Annotated in this window: 20 protein-coding genes, 1 pseudogene and 2 riboswitches; of the genes and pseudogenes, 15 read left to right on the forward strand and 6 right to left on the reverse strand. The window is 36.9% G+C overall.

Features of this window, described 5'->3' with window-relative positions; translation table 11 throughout:
• Positions 1-105: 105 nt before the first annotated feature.
• The 11 genes and pseudogenes from KHA96_RS09335 to KHA96_RS09385 all read left to right on the forward strand — a co-directional run bounded on the left by KHA96_RS09335 (position 106) and on the right by KHA96_RS09385 (position 10,683).
• A complete protein-coding gene (locus tag KHA96_RS09335; protein ID WP_213129040.1) occupies positions 106-912 on the forward strand; it encodes a DODA-type extradiol aromatic ring-opening family dioxygenase in 807 nt (268 codons plus the stop codon).
• A 60-nt stretch (positions 913-972) separates the two neighbouring features.
• Positions 973-1,087, forward strand: a riboswitch (TPP riboswitch).
• A 77-nt stretch (positions 1,088-1,164) separates the two neighbouring features.
• Complete coding sequence (locus tag KHA96_RS09340) at positions 1,165-1,731, forward strand: ECF transporter S component (RefSeq protein ID WP_349305721.1); 567 nt, start codon at positions 1,165-1,167, stop codon at positions 1,729-1,731.
• 61 nt (positions 1,732-1,792) lie between these two features.
• Entirely contained in the window at positions 1,793-3,295 is a 1,503-nt protein-coding gene (locus KHA96_RS09345; RefSeq protein ID WP_249315428.1) for an ABC transporter ATP-binding protein, read from the forward strand.
• Positions 3,270-4,031, forward strand: coding sequence for an energy-coupling factor transporter transmembrane component T family protein (locus KHA96_RS09350; RefSeq protein WP_213129042.1), 762 nt, complete (start codon positions 3,270-3,272; stop codon positions 4,029-4,031). The genes KHA96_RS09345 and KHA96_RS09350 overlap by 26 nt, the downstream gene beginning before the upstream one ends.
• A 53-nt stretch (positions 4,032-4,084) precedes the next feature.
• Entirely contained in the window at positions 4,085-4,423 is a 339-nt protein-coding gene (locus KHA96_RS09355) for a zinc ribbon domain-containing protein YjdM (protein WP_213129043.1), read from the forward strand.
• A gap of 198 nt (positions 4,424-4,621) precedes the next feature.
• Positions 4,622-5,658: pseudogene (locus KHA96_RS09360) on the forward strand (flavin-containing monooxygenase).
• A 300-nt stretch (positions 5,659-5,958) separates the two neighbouring features.
• Positions 5,959-7,338 (forward strand): extracellular solute-binding protein, encoded by a 1,380-nt coding sequence (locus tag KHA96_RS09365; protein ID WP_213129044.1) that lies wholly within the window; start codon positions 5,959-5,961, stop codon positions 7,336-7,338.
• A gap of 64 nt (positions 7,339-7,402) precedes the next feature.
• Positions 7,403-8,287 (forward strand): carbohydrate ABC transporter permease, encoded by an 885-nt coding sequence (locus KHA96_RS09370; protein ID WP_213129045.1) that lies wholly within the window; start codon positions 7,403-7,405, stop codon positions 8,285-8,287.
• Complete coding sequence (locus KHA96_RS09375) at positions 8,284-9,099, forward strand: carbohydrate ABC transporter permease (RefSeq protein ID WP_213129046.1); 816 nt, start codon at positions 8,284-8,286, stop codon at positions 9,097-9,099. The genes KHA96_RS09370 and KHA96_RS09375 overlap by 4 nt, the downstream gene beginning before the upstream one ends.
• A 274-nt stretch (positions 9,100-9,373) precedes the next feature.
• Positions 9,374-10,408 (forward strand): LacI family DNA-binding transcriptional regulator, encoded by a 1,035-nt coding sequence (locus KHA96_RS09380; RefSeq protein WP_213129047.1) that lies wholly within the window; start codon positions 9,374-9,376, stop codon positions 10,406-10,408.
• A gap of 146 nt (positions 10,409-10,554) precedes the next feature.
• On the forward strand, positions 10,555-10,683 hold the full coding sequence (locus KHA96_RS09385) for a helix-hairpin-helix domain-containing protein (protein ID WP_481748228.1): 129 nt from the start codon (positions 10,555-10,557) through the stop codon (positions 10,681-10,683).
• 139 nt (positions 10,684-10,822) lie between these two features.
• Here KHA96_RS09385 and KHA96_RS09390 read toward each other — a convergent pair whose 3' ends face one another.
• From KHA96_RS09390 to KHA96_RS09415, 6 genes are all read right to left on the reverse strand, one after another.
• Positions 10,823-11,272 (reverse strand): spore coat protein, encoded by a 450-nt coding sequence (locus tag KHA96_RS09390; protein ID WP_213129048.1) that lies wholly within the window; start codon positions 11,270-11,272, stop codon positions 10,823-10,825.
• Positions 11,273-11,351: 79 nt separating this feature from the next.
• Complete coding sequence (locus KHA96_RS09395) at positions 11,352-11,633, reverse strand: hypothetical protein (RefSeq protein ID WP_213129049.1); 282 nt, start codon at positions 11,631-11,633, stop codon at positions 11,352-11,354.
• Positions 11,634-11,758: 125 nt separating this feature from the next.
• A complete protein-coding gene (locus tag KHA96_RS09400; protein WP_213129050.1) occupies positions 11,759-12,769 on the reverse strand; it encodes a FecCD family ABC transporter permease in 1,011 nt (336 codons plus the stop codon).
• Positions 12,766-13,773: a FecCD family ABC transporter permease gene (locus tag KHA96_RS09405; protein ID WP_213129051.1), complete on the reverse strand. Its 1,008-nt coding sequence runs from the start codon at positions 13,771-13,773 to the stop codon at positions 12,766-12,768. The genes KHA96_RS09400 and KHA96_RS09405 overlap by 4 nt, the downstream gene beginning before the upstream one ends.
• Positions 13,774-13,844: 71 nt before the next feature.
• The gene (locus tag KHA96_RS09410) at positions 13,845-14,774 is read right to left on the reverse strand and encodes an iron-hydroxamate ABC transporter substrate-binding protein (RefSeq protein WP_213129052.1); all 930 of its coding nucleotides are present in this window, start codon (positions 14,772-14,774) and stop codon (positions 13,845-13,847) included.
• Positions 14,728-15,570: an ABC transporter ATP-binding protein gene (locus KHA96_RS09415; RefSeq protein ID WP_213129053.1), complete on the reverse strand. Its 843-nt coding sequence runs from the start codon at positions 15,568-15,570 to the stop codon at positions 14,728-14,730. The genes KHA96_RS09410 and KHA96_RS09415 overlap by 47 nt, the downstream gene beginning before the upstream one ends.
• Positions 15,571-15,714: 144 nt before the next feature.
• Between KHA96_RS09415 and KHA96_RS09420 the strand changes: the two genes are divergently transcribed.
• The 4 genes from KHA96_RS09420 to KHA96_RS09435 all read left to right on the forward strand — a co-directional run bounded on the left by KHA96_RS09420 (position 15,715) and on the right by KHA96_RS09435 (position 20,521).
• Positions 15,715-16,782, forward strand: a complete 1,068-nt coding sequence (locus KHA96_RS09420; RefSeq protein WP_213129894.1) for an NAD(P)/FAD-dependent oxidoreductase — start codon at positions 15,715-15,717, stop codon at positions 16,780-16,782.
• 97 nt (positions 16,783-16,879) lie between these two features.
• Positions 16,880-18,925 carry a catalase gene (locus tag KHA96_RS09425; RefSeq protein WP_213129054.1) on the forward strand — a complete coding sequence of 682 codons (2,046 nt, stop codon included), beginning with the start codon at positions 16,880-16,882 and terminating at the stop codon, positions 18,923-18,925.
• Positions 18,926-19,147: 222 nt separating this feature from the next.
• Positions 19,148-19,588, forward strand: a complete 441-nt coding sequence (locus KHA96_RS09430; protein ID WP_213129055.1) for a NanQ anomerase/TabA/YiaL family protein — start codon at positions 19,148-19,150, stop codon at positions 19,586-19,588.
• Positions 19,589-19,768: 180 nt separating this feature from the next.
• Positions 19,769-19,886: riboswitch (SAM riboswitch) on the forward strand.
• Positions 19,887-20,068: 182 nt separating this feature from the next.
• The gene (locus KHA96_RS09435) at positions 20,069-20,521 is read left to right on the forward strand and encodes an OsmC family protein (protein WP_213129056.1); all 453 of its coding nucleotides are present in this window, start codon (positions 20,069-20,071) and stop codon (positions 20,519-20,521) included.
• The last annotated feature ends 16 nt before the right edge of the window (positions 20,522-20,537 follow it).

The raw sequence follows: 20,537 nt of genomic DNA on the forward strand, positions 1-20,537 counted from the left end.
CTGGTTAGTAATTAAGTCAATGATGCACATAAACATTTTCTTTTTTAAACAAAAAAATGTAATAATAATGAAAAAAGGCATTCTTTTGAATAGGAGAGTAGGATAATGAATCCATTTGTATTTTCATGTATTTGCCCGCATGGGGGAGAAATTATTCCAGAATTGCAAGGAACTAATATGAACAGAATGGCGGCCACACGTGAAAGTTTATCGAGACTGGGAAAAGAAATGGAGGAAGCAAACCCCGATGCCTTAATTGTTTTAACCCCTCATGGGACTCGGATTAACAACCAATTTTCGATTTCAAGCTCGGAAAGAATGGTTGGGACTGTCGATGAAAATGATGCATCTTTTACAATGGAGAAGTTCGTGGACCGTGATTTGGCGCAGAGTATTGCAAAGAATGCAATAGAGGCAGGGCTTCCAGTAGGTACTATAAATTATGGAACTTCGTCGGGTTCATTTTCCTGTCTGCCGCTTGACTGGGGGGCGATTGTTCCACTACGGTTCATGCCCAATGTTCCAATTGTTGTCATCACTCCATCCAGGGATCTTTCATTCGAAAAGCATGTGGAATTTGGTAAAGCCTTAAGGGATACAGTTCAAAAATCATTAAGGCGAATAGGATTTATTGCAAGTTGCGACTGGTCACATGCACATGATGAAGAAGGACCTTATGGATTTGATCCTGCGGCTAAGAAATTAGATGAAGAAGTGGTAGCCTTGATTAAGAATAACGAGCTTGAAAAAATGGCTGACTTCCAGGCAGATTTTATTGAAGCAGCCAAGCCAGATGGAATATGGCAAACTCTCATTCTTGCGGGAGCCATTTTACCTGAAGAAAGACAAGTGGAATTTTTATCATATGAGGCTCCTACATATTTTGGGTTGATTTGTGCGGCCATACGCTAAATACAGCGGACTGAGTTTGATATATTTAGAAAACTGCGCTATACTATCGCTAACTACATAAAATGTCCGTCCGGGTGCTTGAGTGAATCAGGCTGAGATAGCAGCTATTGTCCGCTGCTGACCGTTAATCTGATCTGGGTAATGCCAGCGTAGAGAACATTGATCAAGTATGATCATTTTTAGGGCCCTTCTCGACCGTCTGCGCATTCAGACGGCTTTTTTTGTATAAAAAGAGAAAAGGGGTTGGGTAAGGTGAAATTGAAATTTACAGATATACTGATCACTGTGATGATCGGGATTGTTTTCGGTATTATTATGAAGTTTTGGGATGATTTATACACGGTTGTAAAGCCAATGCTTCCGGTTGCACGTCAATTAATTTATGGAATGTGGTTTATGGTTGCTCCATTTGCCTTTTTGCTTATTAGAAAGCCTGGTGTTGCGTTATTATCAAGTGTAGCTGCGGCGGGGCTATCAGCATTTATCGGCCATGGCATAGAAGTTCTTATTTATGGTTTTGTTCAAGGCTTAGGAGCCGAGTTATTATTCGCTGGATTCAGGTATAAGAAATTCGGGATTATAGTCGCGGGATTAGCTGGGATTGCATCTTGTTTTGCTGGCTTCTTTTTAGATTTGTTTTATGGGTATGCGAATTTGGAAGCATGGGCGTTATTTACGAAATACGGATTACGCGTAATTAGTGCTTTCCTATTTACAGGAGTATTCGCTTATTATATCGTTCGTGCTTTAGAAGGGACGGGCGTAACGAATTTAATAAGGCCGGTTTCCAAGGAAGAATATTCGCTGCTAGATAAATAGATTAGTATTGGTTGAGAAGGGCCTCAATACTCTTATTTTTTCAAAAAGTTAGGTGATTCCTTTGAGTAAAAAACAACAGGATACGATAATGGGAGTTTCAAACTTACGACTAAAATTTCCAGGAGAGCCATCTTTGATTTTCAAAGATCTCTCCTTTACCGTTTTAAAGGGAGAAAAGGTTTTGTTGCTTGGCCCGAGCGGCTGCGGAAAATCAACATTACTTCAGGTGCTAAGCGGGATTGTTCCTAATTCAATTGAAGTTCCTCTCAAATATGATTCAATCCTGCTCCCTGATTCATGGGGATTCGTTTTTCAAGATCCTGATACGCAGTTTTGTATGCCTTATGTGGATGAAGAACTAGCCTTTGTGTTGGAGAATTTGAATATACCACGGGAGCAAATGGATGAGCTAATTAAAGAGGCTCTTGCAAGTGTGGGTTTAGGTTCACTGGTTGTGCACACGTTGATTCAGGATCTATCTCAAGGCATGAAACAGCGTTTGGCGCTCGCTTCGGTATTATTACTTCAGCCAGATGTTCTTTTTCTTGATGAACCGTCTGCTTTGTTGGATCCGGAAGGTACAGTTCAAATCTGGGATTCAGTGAAGGAAATAGCAAAGGATAAAACAGTCATCATTGTTGAGCATAAAATTGATCAAATTGCCGACTGGGTTGATCGTGTCGTTCTTTTCAATCCGAATGGAGTAATCATTGCTGACGGACATCCGTCCGTTATTTTTGAAAGGCATCATAAGGAGCTTATCGAATATGGTATTTGGTATCCCGATGTGTGGCATGATTATGTTAATTCGGTACAATTTAAAAGAATTGAAGAGTCTCGGAGATTAGAAAAAACTCCAAGTTCGTCCATTATGAAACTTCAGGATTTTAAAGGATACCGGGGGAAAAAAGAAAAATTAACTATACATGGGGCAGAAGTAAGAAAAGGAAGCTGGGTTGCGATTATCGGTGAGAACGGAGCTGGAAAAAGTACGCTTCTTTTATCATTAATGCAATTGATTCGTACATCGGGTGAGTATGAAGTTGGAGAAAAAAAGATTGACTTGAAAAAAAAGAAAAAGACTCCGCCATCAGGCCTCTCACTCGTTTTCCAGAATCCCGAGCTTCAATTTGTAACGAATTCCGTTTTTGAGGAAATTGCCTTTTCGTATGCAACAGCTGGATTGCCTGATACCGAGATTCGTCCGAACGTAATGGATTTATTAGACATGTTCCAAATCCACGTCAATGAAAATCGTCATCCATTTCAATTATCAATTGGGCAAAAACGCAGGCTTAGTGTAGCAACTGCATTTGCTCAAGGGGCTGACGTACTTTTACTCGATGAGCCGACATTTGGCCAAGATGCAAGAAACACTTTTATTATTCTAGAGCAATTAGAAGAACTGCGCAAAAATGGTACGACTATCATTATGGTTACTCATGATATGATGATTGCTGAACACTTTACGACTGAAGTATGGACGATTGATAAGGGAAGATTGATTCAACAGGAGCAAAAAGGAAAGGAGAATGCATATGCAGGAATGGTTCACTCCCGTTAGAGAAACATGGCTTTACCGTGTTAACCCTGCCTTGAAATTCGCCTTATTTTTCATCATGCTCCTAGTTGTCCTATTCAATCAAAACGTTGGCTTTACCTTCAATCAAATGATCTTATATGGAATCATTTTATACGGATTCAGCGGATATTCTTGGAAAAGATTACTCCTTTTTTCTCTGCCGATTATCCTTTCGTTTTTTTCATCGGCGATTACGATGATTTTATTTGGAAAAGGGGAAACAGTTTGGTGGTCATGGGGTCTCATTAAAATATCAGAGGAAAGTGTCAACTATGGATTATTATTAGGGTATAAAACCGCTTGTTTCGGCTTTTTAGGCCTGGCTTTCGTATTAACTTCAAAACCGATTCTTTTTTTCTATGCACTTATGCAACAATTTCGTCTTCCCTCTAAGTATGCATATAGCTTTATTGCGTCGATCCGCATGTTGCCTGTAATTGTCGATGAATTACAAACAAGAACTAATGCATTGAAAGTGCGAGGCGTTCAATTTTCTAAAGGTGTAAAAGGCTATTTTGAAAGATTAAGAATGTACACCGTACCCTTATTTGCACAAAGTATACGCAGAGCCCAAAGGGTTGCTGTTGCGATGGAAGCAAAACGTTATCAAATGGGTGCTAAGAGAACGTACTTCTATCCGACAACGTATTCAAAAATGGATATCGTGTTCGTAGCAATGATGGTGATTTCCTTTGTTTCCGCCTATTTATTGGCTTAATATGGTACGATAGGCATAGATGGAAAGAATGGAATAATGGAGGAAATGCAATTATGTCTAATTTACCAAATTGCCCTAAGTGCAATTCTGAATATACGTACGAAGACGGGAGCCTTCTCGTTTGTCCAGAGTGTGCCCATGAGTGGAGTGTGCAAGAAAATGGAATTTCTACAGATGAACAGGTAGTAAAAGACGCTCACGGAAATATCTTAAACGATGGCGATACGGTGACGATCATTAAAGATCTGAAAGTAAAAGGAAGCTCTTCCGTTTTAAAGATTGGTACAAAGGTGAAAAATATCCGTCTAGTCGACGGAGACCACGATATTGATTGTAAAATAGATGGATTTGGTGCAATGAAGTTAAAATCAGAATTTGTGAAAAAAGCGTAATACAAATTAATAGTGGTTTTTAAAGTCAGGCATTCTTGCTTGGCTTTTTATTTTTCATAAATAGGTTGAAAATGAAGATCCGTATTGTCTACTATATGTTTGTGATACAAAGTAAATTATTGCAAGCTTTGAGCAGCAAATGAGTCCTCAAACAAAAAAGCATAGAAAAACTAGTAATTAAGTGGTAGAGGTGGATGTATGTTTTACGATGTAGTCGTTATTGGTGGTGGCCAGGCAGGATTGGCCATGGGTTATTACTTAAGGAAAATGTCTTTATCTTTTATTATTCTCGATAATAATGAATCTATCGGTGATGCTTGGCGAAAACGGTATGACTCACTAGTATTATTTACCCGAGATTATATAGTTCATTACCAGGTCTGCTATTGAAGGGTGATCCTTCCGGATTTCCCACAAAAAATGAAGTTGCTAATTACATGAAGCAATACGCTCAATCGTTCAATTTGCCTATTCAGTTGAAGTGTGAAGTGACAAAGCTTCGGAAGGAAAACGGTCAATACTATATAGTCACGAATGACTCTATTATAAAAACGAAAAAAGTGATCATCGCAACAGGTCCTTTTCATACTCCTAGAATTCCATCTTTTGCAAAAGAACTTCCTAAAGATATTGTACAGCTTCATTCTTCCGAATATAAAAATAAATCGCAACTAAATCAGGGTTCTGTACTAGTCGTTGGAGGGGGGAACTCTGGTGCACAAATAGCTGTTGAACTATCGGCTTCCCATGAAACATATTTATCTATTGGACATAAGATTCAGTTTCTTCCTTTATCCATCGGTAAGAAAAGCTTTTTTTGGTGGTATGAGAAACTAGGACTATTGAAAGCAAGTGGTGACTCTTTTATCGGAAAAAAAGTAAAAGGGAAACCAGATCCAGTATTTGGTTATGAATTAAAAGAGAAAGTCCAGAAAAAAGAAATTCAACTTAAACCGAGAACTAAATCAATGAAGGAAAGTTCATTTCAATTTGATGATTTGTCGACTTTACACGTACAGAATGTCATTTGGGCAACTGGTTTTTACAAAGATTTTTCATGGATTGAAGTTGCAAGTCTTTTTGATGAAAATGGTAATATAAAGCATCGAAGAGGGGTAACGGAACATGATGGTTTATACTTTCTTGGTCTGCCTTGGCAGCAGCATAGAGGTTCAGCTCTTTTATTAGGGGTAGTGGCCGATGCTGAATATTTAGTTCAACAATTAAAAAAGTAATATATTAATTTAATTTTATCAAGGGGTAGATTTTAATTAAGTAAAGTATATGTTTTCTTTAAGTTTATTTTATGCTTGATAAATCGATAGGCAAGTGCTGTATTTTTCCTTATAGTGTCTTTCAAAGAAAGATAAGGATTAATTAATATAATTCCAGAAGGTGTGTGCTATTGTAGGCATGCCCTTATTAATTATGCAAAAACTAAATTTGAAAAACGCTTTACTTTAATTAGGTTTAACGCTAAACTTAAAAATACCGCAACTAGTTTAACGTTAAACTTAAAAAATGGAGGTACTATAATGAAAAAATTTCTTGGAATAATGATGCTAGCTTTATTATTGGTTGCTTTGACAGCGTGTTCATCAAGCAAAAACAATTCTGGAGGAATTAAGGATGAGCAGGCAGACAAAGGTTTAGAGGTAATGGGCGAAACAATAAAGTATGATCCAAATAAACTAGTAAATAACGGTGATCCAATAGAAATCGAATATTGGACTTGGGTAGACAATGATGCAGTAATCAAAATGGCTAAAGAATATGAAAAAATATATCCAAATGTAAAAATAAAAGTTGCAGTACAACCTTGGGATGATATTTGGACTAAATTGCCACTAGCCTTAAAAGGGAAAAGCGGACCAGCGATGTTCGGAATCCATAATTCTCAACATGATATCTTAATCCCATACTTAGCTCCTTATGATATTCCTGTAAGTGATTTGGAAGCTGATTTTAACTCCGTAAATCCTCATGTGATTGATGGTAAGGTTTATTATATAGATTCAGTAATTAATACAGGAAATATCTATTATAATAAGAAACTTTGGACTGAGGCAGGATTAACAGATTCAGATATACCAAAGACTTGGAATCAATTTAGAGAAGTTGCGAAAAAGTTAACAAAAGTTGAAAATGGCAAAATGGTACAAGCCGGCTTTAATTACAATGGAGGCGGCGGATATAATGCCCTTTACCAAGGTATGAATTATCAAAAAGGAGTTTTAATGTTTAAGGAAGACGGCAAGACTGCAAACTTTGATAATGAAGCAACAAAGGAAACTACAAAGCTTTTAGTCGATCTATATGAAGTAGATAAAGTAGGCTCGAAAGACTTTGGGGATGACTCAACTATGAGTTTTGGTAATGGCCAGTCCGCTATGGTTTATAAATGGGGCTGGATGGCGGGTGAATTAGCCAATAAATATCCAGATATTGAATATGGAGTGTTTGCTACCCCTACGCCTTCAGAAGATGTCCCATTTGCATATGATCGATATAACGGTGAAAGTACACCGGGAATAAATACTAATCAATCAGATGAACAACAGGCTGTAGCACAAGATTTTCTAAAGTATCTATTGGCTAACGATAACTATTCAAAAGAAGTTGCGTTTTTAAATGCATCTTTCCCGACTAAAAAATCATTAGTTGAAGATGAAGAGATCTTGAATGATCCAGTTTTGAAAGTTTTAGCACCTCGAATCGAACGCTTGATTTGGCCAGGACCTTTCCCTGCAACAATTGAAACAACAGCTAATCAAGTGATAGAAAATATCTTATATAATGGTCAAGATCTAAACGCATCTATAAAAGAAGGCCAAGAAAAAATGGAATCTGATATGAAAGATTCTAACTTTAAATCATTAGAAGACAAGTATCAATTTTATAGTGAACTAAAATAAATATGTATTGGCAGCGGTCACTGCTAAGTGTCTGCTGCCTTCATTATTAAAGAAGGAGATAAACATGGGGGCCTCTAATCAAGGAAACATCAAAAAATGGTTAAGTTTGAAAAACACAGCTATTTTATTTCTAGTCGTATATTTCTCCATTTTTATGATTTATCCAATTTTCAAAGCTTTTGCAGGAAGTTTACATAATTGGAATCCACTGATTGATAAATATGATTTTGTCGGATTAGCTAACTTTAAAACGGTCATTCAAAGTAAATTGTTTTGGGAGTCTATTAAAAATACGTTATTCTTCACTTTCTTTTCAGTACTTTTCCGAGTTGTTATAGGGTTAGGGCTGGCAATGTTATTATATTCAAGGTTGGTAAAATTCAAGTCATTCTTTAATGGATTGTTTTATATGCCAACAATTACTCCATTAGTAGCAGTCTCATTTGTTTGGTTATGGATGTTTAATCCTCAGTTTGGTTTAATTAATAATATTTTTAATTTGGACATTAATTGGTTGAATGATACGAAATATGCTTTGCCTGCTATAACCATAATGACAATATGGAAAGATTATGGCTATGCTGCGGTCATTTTTTTGGCTGGTTTAATGGGATTGCCTAAGGATGTTTTTGAGGCCGCTGATGTTGATGGTGCTAGTAAATTCCGGAAATTTGTCCATATTACTCTTCCATTACTAAAACCTATAACTATATTTGTTGTCATTACGTCTTTAATTTCATACCTTCAAGCATATGTGCAGATTCTAATTATGACAGAGGGTGGACCTGGAACTTCAACTTATGTTATTTCATACTTAATCTTTGATGAAGCATTTGTGAAGTACAATTTTGGAACAGCTTCTGCCATGTCAATCATATTATTTGTGATAATTGGTATTTTGACAGCATTAATGTTTAAAGTGACTGGTGAAAGGAAGATGACACCATGAAAAAAGTTAAAACAATCGCTCTCAATCTCATCCTTTTAGCAATGGCGATCATAACAATCATACCTTTCCTGTGGATGTTAGTTTCTTCATTTGCGCCCAATAGTGAGATTGTTAAAATTGGAGGTTCCTTCTGGCCAAGCGAGTTTACCTTAAATAATTATGTCGGGATTCAAGAAAAATTTAATTTTATGAGGATGTTTGGAAACAGTTTATTTATATCAATTGTAATAACATTAATTACTATTTATACGAGTGTATTATTAGGTTTTGTTTTTGCGAAATTTAAATTCAAAGGTAATAATTTTCTGTTTTCACTTGTGTTATCTACAATGATGATCCCTTGGGCAGTCACCATTATACCTAAATATGAAATGATGATGGATTTTGGGTGGCTAGATACTTACACATCTTTAATAATTCCTTCTATGGTTAGTGCATTTGGAGTCTTTATGTTTCGGCAATCCATTTCGCAGATTTCGGATGAAATGTTAGAGGCGGCAAGGGTAGATGGAGCTTCAGATTGGTTTATATTTCATAGAATTATTATACCGATGTCTAGAAATACGATTTCAAGTTTAGCAATCTTTCAATTTCTATGGAGTTGGGAAGATTTCTTATGGCCTTATTTAATGATAAATGATCAGGCGAAACAGTTGCTTCCAGTTGGTTTAAGAATCTTTAATGGTCAATATGGTACGGACTATGGCGGCCTTTTTGCAGCTACGTCAGTTGCAATTATCCCTGTTTTAATTATCTACCTCGTATTCCAAAAGCAATTTATTGCAGGTATTCAAAGTGGTTCAGGTAAATAATGAATTGAGTTAATAATCGAAGCCTATATAAATCTCCAAATTCTTTCTGGCAGGAATTTAACAGTAAAATGTCGAATTTCTATTATTAAGAATAAAATTAGAAAAATAATAGTATTATTTCAATTTATATTTTTTCTAAAGCATAAAGGACAGGGGGGGGGAGATCCCTTGTCTCTTATGTTTTAATTTTTGTTGCCAAATGACAAAACATAAGGGCGAATATATGGGTCCAACCTGAAAAAATCAGGCAATAAATGTAAGCGAGGAATCTAGTATGAAAGTAAATTTAAAAAGGATTGCCGATGAAGCTGGAGTCAGTATGACTACTGTCACAAATGTCATTAAAAAAAGAACAAATCGAGTTTCTGAAGAAAAAATAGAACTGATTGAGAGTATTATCAAAAAGTACAATTATACCCCAAATATGAATGCTAGATCATTATCAAATTCTTCCTCAAATTTAATTGGACTTTTATACCATTCTGAGGGAGAGAGAATTAACTTCTCTGACCCCTTCGTATCAGAGGTATTAGCAGGAATAGAAGAGAAAGCAAAGGATTTGGGATACTTTGTATTAGTATATAATTTTCAATCGATAGAGGACATAATAGCTGTACAAAATAATTGGAAGTTTGAAGGATTTATTGTCGTAGGAGTTCTGGAGAAAATATTTGAAGGCGTTCAAAAAGAGGTTTCAGAAGATACGCCAGTTGTATTTGTAGACACTCATTTTTCAAATACAATGAGAAATAAATATAAAAATTTGTCAAATCGCTTTTTTATATGTAGTGCAGATGAAAAAGCAGGGTATGATGCAACTAAGTTTATACTAGAGCAAGGACATGAAAATATTGCTTTTCTATCATTTAAATTTAATCCCGATGAGACCGGTGTAATTAACGAACGTTTTATGGGCTTTATAAGAGCGATAAAGGAAAATGGAAATAATTTTAATAAAAAGTTATTATTCACTAATGAAGATTTTGAAACAATTGCTAAAAGTTTAGATAAATTTACGGCTATTGTAGTTTCTTCAGATTTTTTAGCGGTAAAACTGATTCACTACTTAAGAAGGAAAGGTTTATTTAATAAGGATAAACTTTCAATTGTAGGATTCGATGATGTCTCTTATGCGCAATTTTTAGAGCCGCCATTAACTACAATTAGATTAAACCAAAAAAATAAAGGGGTAACGGCATTTAACGTTTTGTATAAAGTTATTCAAAAAGAACCAGTAGAAAAATTTATCACTTTACCTGGTGAACTAGTGATCAGAGAATCAGTTACAACATTAAATATAGTCAATTGAACTAAGAAAGTATCAATTTTTTAGGAGATTGTTGGAAGCGCTTTAGGAGGTAAGAGAAGGCAGATGGAAGTTTTGAATGAATTGACTCAATCAAAGGATTAGTAAAACTGGCAAAGCGGGCACTAGAAGTTGCTGGATACAAACGGTTGGAGCAATTAACAAAGGTTACTGAATCGGAGCTTTTGAAGCTGCATGGAATGGGGCCAAATGCTTTAGTGAAGATCCGCCTTGCCTTTGCCGAAAAAGGATGGACATTATTAGAAGTTCAAGATTAATATATTCTTGCTTAAATAATATTAAATTTAGTGCACATTTTTGCATTTTGAGCATAAGTAAATAAGTAAAAGGTGCAAGTGCAGGAGGAGCTGCCTTTAAGCACTTAAACACCTTTTACTTTTTTGCAGCATAAAATCTCTATAGAATTTCAAGCTGCACGATAAGTGCCAATAGAATTTGCAGCAACAATTGCAAAGAAATCGCTACATCCGTATCTGTAGTAGTGACGTCAACAGATCTTGAATTTTCAATGACAAGTCGCTGCTGGTTCGTCTGCCTGATTTGTGCACGTTCTAATAACTCTTGAGTAACTCTTTCAGCACGTGCACTATCAGCGATAGAGATATTTACCACAATTGCAATGGCTACTTGTAATGCTGCCTGTAAAGAAACAGCTACTTGTGTATCAGTTGTGCTTACGCTGATATCACAGGAGTCCCGGATTTCAATCGTTTCGTTGGATGTTTGTTGAGTAGTCGAAACTTGGTTCGCTTCATTAAAGATAGGATCTCCGCCCCCTGGATTACAAGGATGTTCTGTTTCGTCAAGTGCATTCCAAATTAATTCTGGTTGTGATCGCCTGCTCATTAACTAGCCCCCTCTCTCCATTATTAGATGCAAAAGACTTAACTTCGATTGGATGAACCCCCCAGTGGAAAAGTACATTTTATCTCTGTTTCCTTTTAGAAAACATTTCTCTTAAGGGGCTTTCAGGCTGTATAGTGGATTGGTCATTTTCAGTGACCTCTTTTTGTGTTTGCTTATCTAGGTATGCTTCTACTTGTTCTTTTAGATTATTTATCGTTGTCTGGAGTTTTTCTCGTTGTTCATTCGAAATTCTACTATTAGCCTTTGCCTTATTTACCTTATGTTTCGATAGTAGCTCAGCTACAAAAACTTCTACAAGTGTATTAGAAAGATTGTATAGTTCTTTCCGATTGCTTGACAAAATGTTTCACCCCCCTATATGACTGTTACCATATCTATTCAAAAGAAATAAAAAGGGGAGGGCGTAAAACATAGTCGAAAAGAAAAATTGTACTGCAAGAGACTGTACAAAAGTTATCCCAATTGTTATTTATTCTTTAACAGTAAATATAAAAAATAAGGTGCCCCGATTAAAGCTACCATAATGCCCGCTGGAATCCCGTCGGGTTCAACTAAATTTCGTCCGACTGTATCGGCGAACAATAATAGCCATCCACCAATCAATATAGCGATCGGAATAAATAATTGATTCCTTGGGCCAACTAAGGATTTAGCTATATGGGGTGCCATTAGCCCGATAAATGCAATCCCTCCTGTTACAGAAACGGAAGCGGCTGCTAAAGCTACTGCTGTTAAAAGTAACGTAATCCGTTCTTTTTCAATGGAGACTCCAACCCCGATGGCGACTGGTTCACTAAAACCAAGAAGATTTAATCGATTGGCTTTATATAAAGTATAGGGGATTAGTAGGATTAACCACGGAAGAATCGCCCAAATGAATGGCCAGTCAGCCCCCCAAATATTCCCCGCAAGCCATTTAGCGATAAAATCTACTTTTGCCCGCTCCGCTGATGAAATAAGGACAATCATAACTCCAGAAAGAGCCATAGAAAATCCTATCCCAATGAGCACTAGTCGAACAGGTTGAAGTCCCGAATGTCTGTTGTAGGAAAAAATGTATATTAAGCATGCAGTAATTAGGGCGCCTACAAAAGCAACAAGAGGGAGTAAATAGACGAAAACGCCCTCTTTTATGGGAAAGAATAAGAAGAATGTTGCAATGGCTGCGCCCGCTCCAGAATTAATCCCGATAATACCAGGATCCGCTAAATCATTTCGTGTAATCCCTTGTAAAATAGCGCCGGATAGAGCTAATCCCATCCCAGCTAACAACGTAATGATGATTCGTGGAAGTCGAATCGAAAATAAAACAAATTCTTCTTTGAAAGTTCCTTGGCCAAGAAAAGTAGGCAGTAATCTCGTATAGGAGAGTGGGGAGTATCCAATTCCAAGACTAATGATAATTGTTAATAATATTAGCATCGCAAATACAATTAATATGATTCGTTGTTTTTTTAATAAGGTTTGCTGGATCATGTAAAAGATTTGCCCCCTTTACGTACAATGATGAGGAAGAAAGGTAATCCCATCATGGCCACGATGGCAGCAACAGGTGTTTCATAAGGGGAATTTATAGTACGTCCAAGTGTATCTGCAAAAAGCATAAAGGCGGCTCCGAAGATTGCAGACATCGGGATGATGAAACGATAGTCTGTTCCGACGATACTTCGAACTACATGCGGAACCATTAATCCGATAAATGCCATATTGCCAACAAGTGCAACGGAAGCACCTGCAAGCAAAATAATAACAAAAAACAGAATGACCTTTACTTGCGTTGTCTTTTGCCCCAATCCAACCGCGACTTCTTCACTTAAACTCAAAATGGTAAGCTGCCTTGATAAAGCAAGAGAGATAAGAATCCCTCCCGCTATAAATGGAATAATTACTTGAAGTTGATTCCAAGAAGCTCCAATCAATCCTCCAGCAGTCCACATGGATACATCCTTCGAGATTTTAAAATATATTCCAATCCCATCTGCAATGGCATATAAAAAAGCAGAAACAGCCGCCCCCGCAAGGACAATTCGAAAAGGTGAAAATCCACCTTTCTTAATGGATCCAATCCCTAAAACCATCGTGGCACCGACTGCTGCTCCGATAAAACAAGCAATCATAATCCCGAAATAATTGGCTGATGGAATAAGTGCAATTGTAATGGCCAGTGCCGCATTTGCCCCCGAAGTTAATCCAAATAAGCCTGGATCAGCAAGTGGATTTCTCGTCATCCCTTGCATGATGGCTCCGGAAACAGCTAGTGCAGCCCCAACAAACATACCGGCCACCTCGCGTGGGAAACGTATTTCTCTAATAATGGATAGTTTTTCTCCTGCAGCATTGGAGGTGAGAGCAAGCCAAACATCTTTAACAGTTGTTTCCGCTGCTCCAAATATCATGGCTGCAATAAACATAACAATCAGAAAAAGAATTGCAGCAATCAGTTTGTAAATAAATGGGATGGCGCGTTTTTCATTCGTCATTGGCTTCTCATCTTTCTTTTTTTGAATAAAGGAAGAGGAATTCCCATAACAAGAATCCCTCCATGTTTGTACTAGTTTCCTAGAAAGCTTTGTGTGAAGAAGTCTAGCTGAAAGTCCAATGTGAGTGGATCATTGAAGTAAAACTCATTACCATTTACTTCAAATACACGGTTATTTTTTACCGCAGGAATGTTTTTATACGTATCTGTTTCCTGGAAAGCATTATCGCTGCCATTAAATTTACTTAAAATGACATAGTCGCCGGCATATTCAGGAAGAACCTCTAGGGATAAGGCATAGTAGCCTTCTTTTAACGCCGTTTCCTTTACTTTATCAGGCATAGCTAAGTGCATTTCTTGATATAAAATCTCAGTTCCACGTCCCCAGTTATCGCCATACACATATAACTGTTTGTCATAGTTTTCGATAACGGAGACTGTTGCATCAGCTCCAATTTTTGCCTTAATATCTTCACCTGCAGTTTGTGCACGCTTTTTAAAATCATCTACCCAAGCTTGTGCTTCTTTTTCTTTATTTAATAGTTTTCCAATTTCAATATGCTGTGTTAAATAGTCTACTTTCCCATATGTAAACGTAACAGTAGGAGCTATTTCGTTTAATTTATCTACATTGTTAATATTTGATAAGCCGATAATTAAATCCGGATCTAATTCTATAATTTTTTCCAAGCTCTCATCAGATACTTCTTCCGCATCTTTTAGTTTATCTTCGAAACGAGGATTCATTTTAGACCAAGAATCAACACCAACAAGATTAACCCCTAAAGACATAACATTTCCAGCAAAAGAAGAAAGTACGATGACCCGCTGAGGATCGGCAGGCACCTCTATAGGACCATTTTCAGATTCATAAGTGATCGTGTCTGACTTTTTGCTATCTGTGTTTTTATTCGTATTGCTGCTATCACTTTCGCCCGTATTTTTGCCGCAGCCACTAATGACTAACAGCAGCAAGAGGCATAGTGCTAATAATTTCTTCATGTTCTTGATCTCCCTGTAATAGATTGTATGTGATGCACATCGGCTTATTTGTTCGTGGATCGCGTCCAATTTCCGCATCAATGTGAAAAACCTTTTTTAACACATCATGCTTAATGACATCTTCACATGCTCCTGATTTCACGATTTCACCATCTTTTAATGCGATGATAAAATCTGCAAAACGAGCTGCTTGGTTTAGATCATGAAGGACCATGACGATGGTTCGATCTTGCTCAATATTTAGCTTTTGCAAAAGTTCCAATACCTCAAGCTGATGTGCCATATCTAAATAGGTTGTTGGCTCGTCAAGAAAGATGATATCGGTCTCTTGTGCAAGAGACATTGCAATCCAGACCCGTTGACGTTGCCCACCTGATAGAGAATCGACAGGACGGAATTTAAAATCTATTGTTCCTGTGACTTCAAGTGCCCAATCTATCACTTCATAATCATGCTTTGTTAAACGTCCGAATCCATTTTGATAAGGAAATCGCCCATAAGAAACTAACTCTCCAACAGTTAATCCACTAGCACTTTCGGGTGTTTGAGGGAGAATAGCCATTTTTTTAGCGAGCGTTTTCGTATTTTCTTTAGAAATATGTTTTCCGTCTAACACGATCGTCCCCGATTGATGAGAGATAATGCGTGTAATAGCTTTTAATAATGTTGATTTCCCGCAACCATTAGATCCGATAATCGTCGTAATTTTTTTATCGGGTATTTCCACGCTAAGGTTCTTCACAATTAAACGTTCCCCATAGCCAATGTTTAATCCATTTGTATATAAACGAACCATTATTTCACCTCCATATTAATAAAACAATTGAGAATGATTATCAATTTCGTTATAATCAATACTATAGTGACGTTTAGCTCCTTTGTCAATCATTATATTGAGAATGGTTATCAATTATGCGATATGTTATGGGAGTGGATGAAAATGGGACAATATGATTTATATGATGTAACAATAATTGGAGGTGGGCCAGCAGGTCTTTACTCTGCTTTTTATAGTGGATTGCGGGAGATGAAAACAAAGCTTATTGAGTTTCAGCCCCAGCTAGGTGGTAAAGTCCATGTTTATCCTGAAAAAATGATTTGGGATGTTGGAGGGTTAACGCCTATTCCAGGAGCAAAGTTAATAGAACAACTTGTAGAGCAAGGATTAACTTTTAGCCCGACGGTAGTCTTGAATGAAAAAGTAGAGTCAATCTCGCGAAATGAGGAAGGAGTTTTTATTTTACATACTTCTTCCGGGCAAGAGCACTTTTCAAAAACTGTTATTATAGCGGTTGGAAGCGGGATATTAAATCCGACTAAGCTGAAGATTGAGGGGGCAGAAAGATTTGAAGTAACGAATTTAAATTATACGATAAAGTCATTACAACACTTTAAAGATAAAAACGTCGTTATTTCAGGTGGAGGAAACTCTGCTATTGACTGGGCTAATGAATTAGAGCCGGTAGCTAAAAAGGTGTATGTTACTTATAGAAAAGATGAGTTGACTGGTCATGAAGCACAAGTGACGCATCTTAAAAATAGCACGGTTGTTTGTTTCTATAATACTTCTATTACAAAATTAATAGCATGTTCGAATCACGAGTTTATTGAACGTGTTGAATTGACCAATCATATTACGGGAGAAATTTCATACTTGTCGATTGATGAAGTCGTCATCAATCATGGTTATGAACAAGATGCTTCCTTAATTGAAAACAGTGAAGTTCATATTGATAGAATAGATGATTTCTATATTTCAGGAAATGCGTCGAGCGAGTCATCTATAGATGGGCTTTATGCTGCCGGAGATATTCTTATGCATGATGGGAAGTTGCAATTAATTGCCGGTGCTTTTCAAGATGCTGCGAATGCCGTAAATAAGGCTAAAACATTTATCCAGCCTGACGCTGATAAAGTTGCCATGGTCTCCTCCCATAATGATCAATTTACAAACCGCAATAAGGAATTAGTAAAAAAAATGATTAGCAGTCATAATCATATATATTAGATTTTTCACTTGGACTTCATAATATTAGTTTGCTCATATTCCAATGGGGTATCTGAAACTTATAATGCTTTAACAACATCCTATTGGGAGGTCTATCATGAGCGAAAATGGCAAAACAAATGGAAACAAGAAGCAAGCGCAATTGGAGCAGTTTCGCGCCAATGATCAAGGACAAGAAATGACGACTAATCAGGGATTAAAACTATCAGAGGATGAATTTTCTTTAAAAGCAGGCGAACGTGGTCCAACGTTATTGGAAGATTTTCACTTTCGGGAAAAAGTAACACATTTTGACCATGAAAGAATACCAGAACGGGTTGTCCATGCACGAGGTTTTGCGGCTCATGGCGAGTTTGAACTATACGAATCTATGAAGGATTATACTAGTGCAAAATTTTTACAAGATCCTTCTGTGAAAACGCCCGTATTTGTTCGCTTTTCAACTGTTGCAGGTTCACGCGGTTCTGCTGAAACGGTAAGAGATGTCAGAGGCTTTGCAACAAAGTTTTATACTGAAGAAGGAAACTTTGACTTAGTAGGTAATAATATGCCGGTTTTTTTCATTCAGGATGGGATTAAGTTTCCTGATTTAATTCATGCCGTGAAGCCTGAGCCGCATAATGAAATGCCTCAGGCTGCCTCTGCACATGACACATTTTGGGACTTTGTCGCAAATAATCAAGAATCAGCCCATATGGTCATGTGGCATATGTCAGACCGTGCTATACCAAGAAGTTTTCGTATGATGGAAGGATTTGGCGTCAATACGTTTCGATTTGTGAATGATCAAGGGAAATCCCACTTTGTAAAATTTCATTGGAAACCAGTATTAGGAGTTCACTCTCTAGTATGGGATGAAGCCCAAAAAATATCTGGCAAGGATCCTGATTTTCACCGCCGTGATTTGTGGGATTCAATTGAAATGGGCAAATATGTTGAATATGAATTAGGGGTGCAGCTAATCAAAGAGGAAGAAGAATTTGAATTCGACTTTGATGTATTAGACCCTACAAAATTGTGGCCAGAAGAAGAAATACCTGTAAGAATTGTAGGGAAGATGACGTTAAACCGCAATGTAGACAATGTATTTGCAGAAACGGAACAAGTAGCTTTTCACCCTGGTCATATTGTAAAGGGCATTGATTTTACAAATGATCCGTTATTGCAAGGTCGATTATTTTCTTACACAGACACACAATTGATCCGGCTCGGGGGTCCGAATTTTCATGAGCTGCCAATCAATCGTCCTGTTTGCCCATTTCATAATAATCAACGTGATGGGTATGGTCGGCAAACGATTAATAAAGGACAAGTCAGTTATCATCAGAATTCATTAGCGAACAATACTCCTACACCTGTAAGCGGTGAGGCAGGAGGATTTGTTCACTATCAAGAAAAAATTGAGGGGCATAAAGTACGGAGGAGAAGTGATAGTTTTAAAGATCATTTTTCTCAAGCAACAATGTTTTGGAATAGTATGACCCAGCCTGAACAGATGCATATCATTGATGCATTTTCATTTGAACTAGGGAAGGTAAAGAGCCAATCTGTGCGCCAACAAGTAGTCGATATGTTTTCCAATGTCAATGCTGAAATGGCGGCGGCGGTTGCGGATGCGATTGGTGTAATACCTCCGGAAGCTAAACCATCGAATATAACAAAATCGTCTCCTGCACTAAGTCAATTAAATACAAAGAAAACATCTTATTCGCGTAAAGTGGGAGTAATTTTTGGAAATGACTTTAACGGGATTGAAGCGATAGCTGTATTAGATGTTTTAAAAGCAGCAGGGCTTCAAATCGAAATAATAAGTGAAAAATTCGGAAGCTTAAAGGCATCCGATGGGACAGAATTGATGGTGGATCAAACCTTTTTAACGTCTGATCCAGTTTTATTAGACGCTTTATATATTGGTGGGGGATACGGAGAAAACGTAAAGTTTAAACAGGATGTTACTTATTATATTGAAGAAGCTTTTAAACATTACAAACCGATAGGTGCTGCACATGAAGGAACAAAATTCCTTAAAGAAAATATGCTTGAAAGTCCAGGAGTGGTGATAGGTGATGATAATCACCAATTTCCCCATGAATTGGTACAGGCTATTTCAATGCATCGCCATTGGGACCGTAAAATCGTTTAGGCATCGAGAATAAATCCTTCCCGTATATTGGGAAAGGATTTTTTTATTCAATCGGTAGATATGGTAGTTTTTCAACACAACGATAATAATATAGAATAGTGCATGTATTAATTATAAACTGTACCTTTTTCCGAGAGATTACTCCCGGAGCCTGGCATATGTTAATGAGTAAGACGGTTGTGCTATTTAAGAAATATAAATTTTCGGAGGAGAAGTGCAAGCATGATATACGATAAGTTAGAAAACTTAGCTCAATACACGTTTAGTAATCAAAAATTAATGAGTGCCATCCATGATATCACCTCAGGCCTTATCGAGAAAGAAAGTAAATCAGACGACTTTCAAAAGAATAAAATCAAATTTACAACTACATTTTTAAAGGAAAAAAGATATGAGGCCCATAAAAATTATATTGATATCCATATAGTTTTAGAGGGGAAAGAATATGTAGAGGTTGCGAATATTCAAGAATTGATGAATGAAACTGAATATGACCGTGACAATGACATTTTCTTTGGGGATATCACATCTGAAAATAAACTATGCGGTTATTTAAAAAAAGGTTATGCTCTTATTTGTTTTCCGGAAGACGCACACTTAGTAGGGGCGCATAAAGAAAGGGAAGAAAATATAAGCAAGGTTGTTTATAAAATTCTTGCTTAAGTGCCTTGCTGCTGCAATAAAAGGACCCCATCGATTTAGTAGGAGGTTTCAATTTTGACCAATGTACATATTAAATGCAACTCTTTTATTAAATTCATTTACAAAAAATAAAAATTCAATTGACAATTTTAATTTTTCAGAATAAAATAATGTTCATATTCAAAATTTCATATTTCATAACTCTTATGAAGAGAGGCGGAGGGACTGGCCCTGTGAAGCCTCGGCAACCATTGAATAATATTTTTTATTCAAACGGTGCCAATTCCAGCAGATTTTTTTTGAATCTGATATATAAGAGGCTAAGCTTAAATATTTATTAAAAGCAGAGACCTCTTATTGTCAAGGGGTCTTTTTCTTGTATATCGGGAAATAAAAGGAGTTGAAGTCACAGGGAAAAAGCAGTGATAGGCTATGAGAAACTTCAGAATTAGGTGTTAATACAAAAGAGGTACAATAAAAAATGAAATGGAGTGTTTTAAAATGGCAATCGCTCAATTGTTGAAAGTGAAAACAGAAGGAAAATGGAATCACGGTTTGCAAACATCAATTTCAATCAGGGATTTTGAAAAAATCACAGTCGATGAACCAGTTAATCTAGGAGGTACAGATGAAGGACCAAATCCGGTTGAATTGGTACTTGCAGGACTATCAAGTTGTGCTTCTGTTATGATTGCATTGATCGCAAAAGAACAGAACTTTTCCTATTCCGGCGTTGACTTCAAAAACGAAGGGACATTGGATCTCCGCGGTTTGCAAGGTGTGGAAGGCGTTTCGCCTCATTTCCAATCCATTCAATTCGACGTCGTGATCAACACAGAAGAAAGCGATGAAAGAATACAAACATTGAAAGCTGAAGTAGAAAGAAGATGCCCGGTTTTAAATCTTCTAGCGGATGCAGGTGTTCAAGTCGACGGAAACTGGAAAAAAGCTTAACTCTATGACAGTCAGA

This window comes from Bacillus sp. FJAT-49711, assembly GCF_018343715.1.
GTDB lineage: Bacteria > Bacillota > Bacilli > Bacillales > Bacillaceae_C > Lederbergia.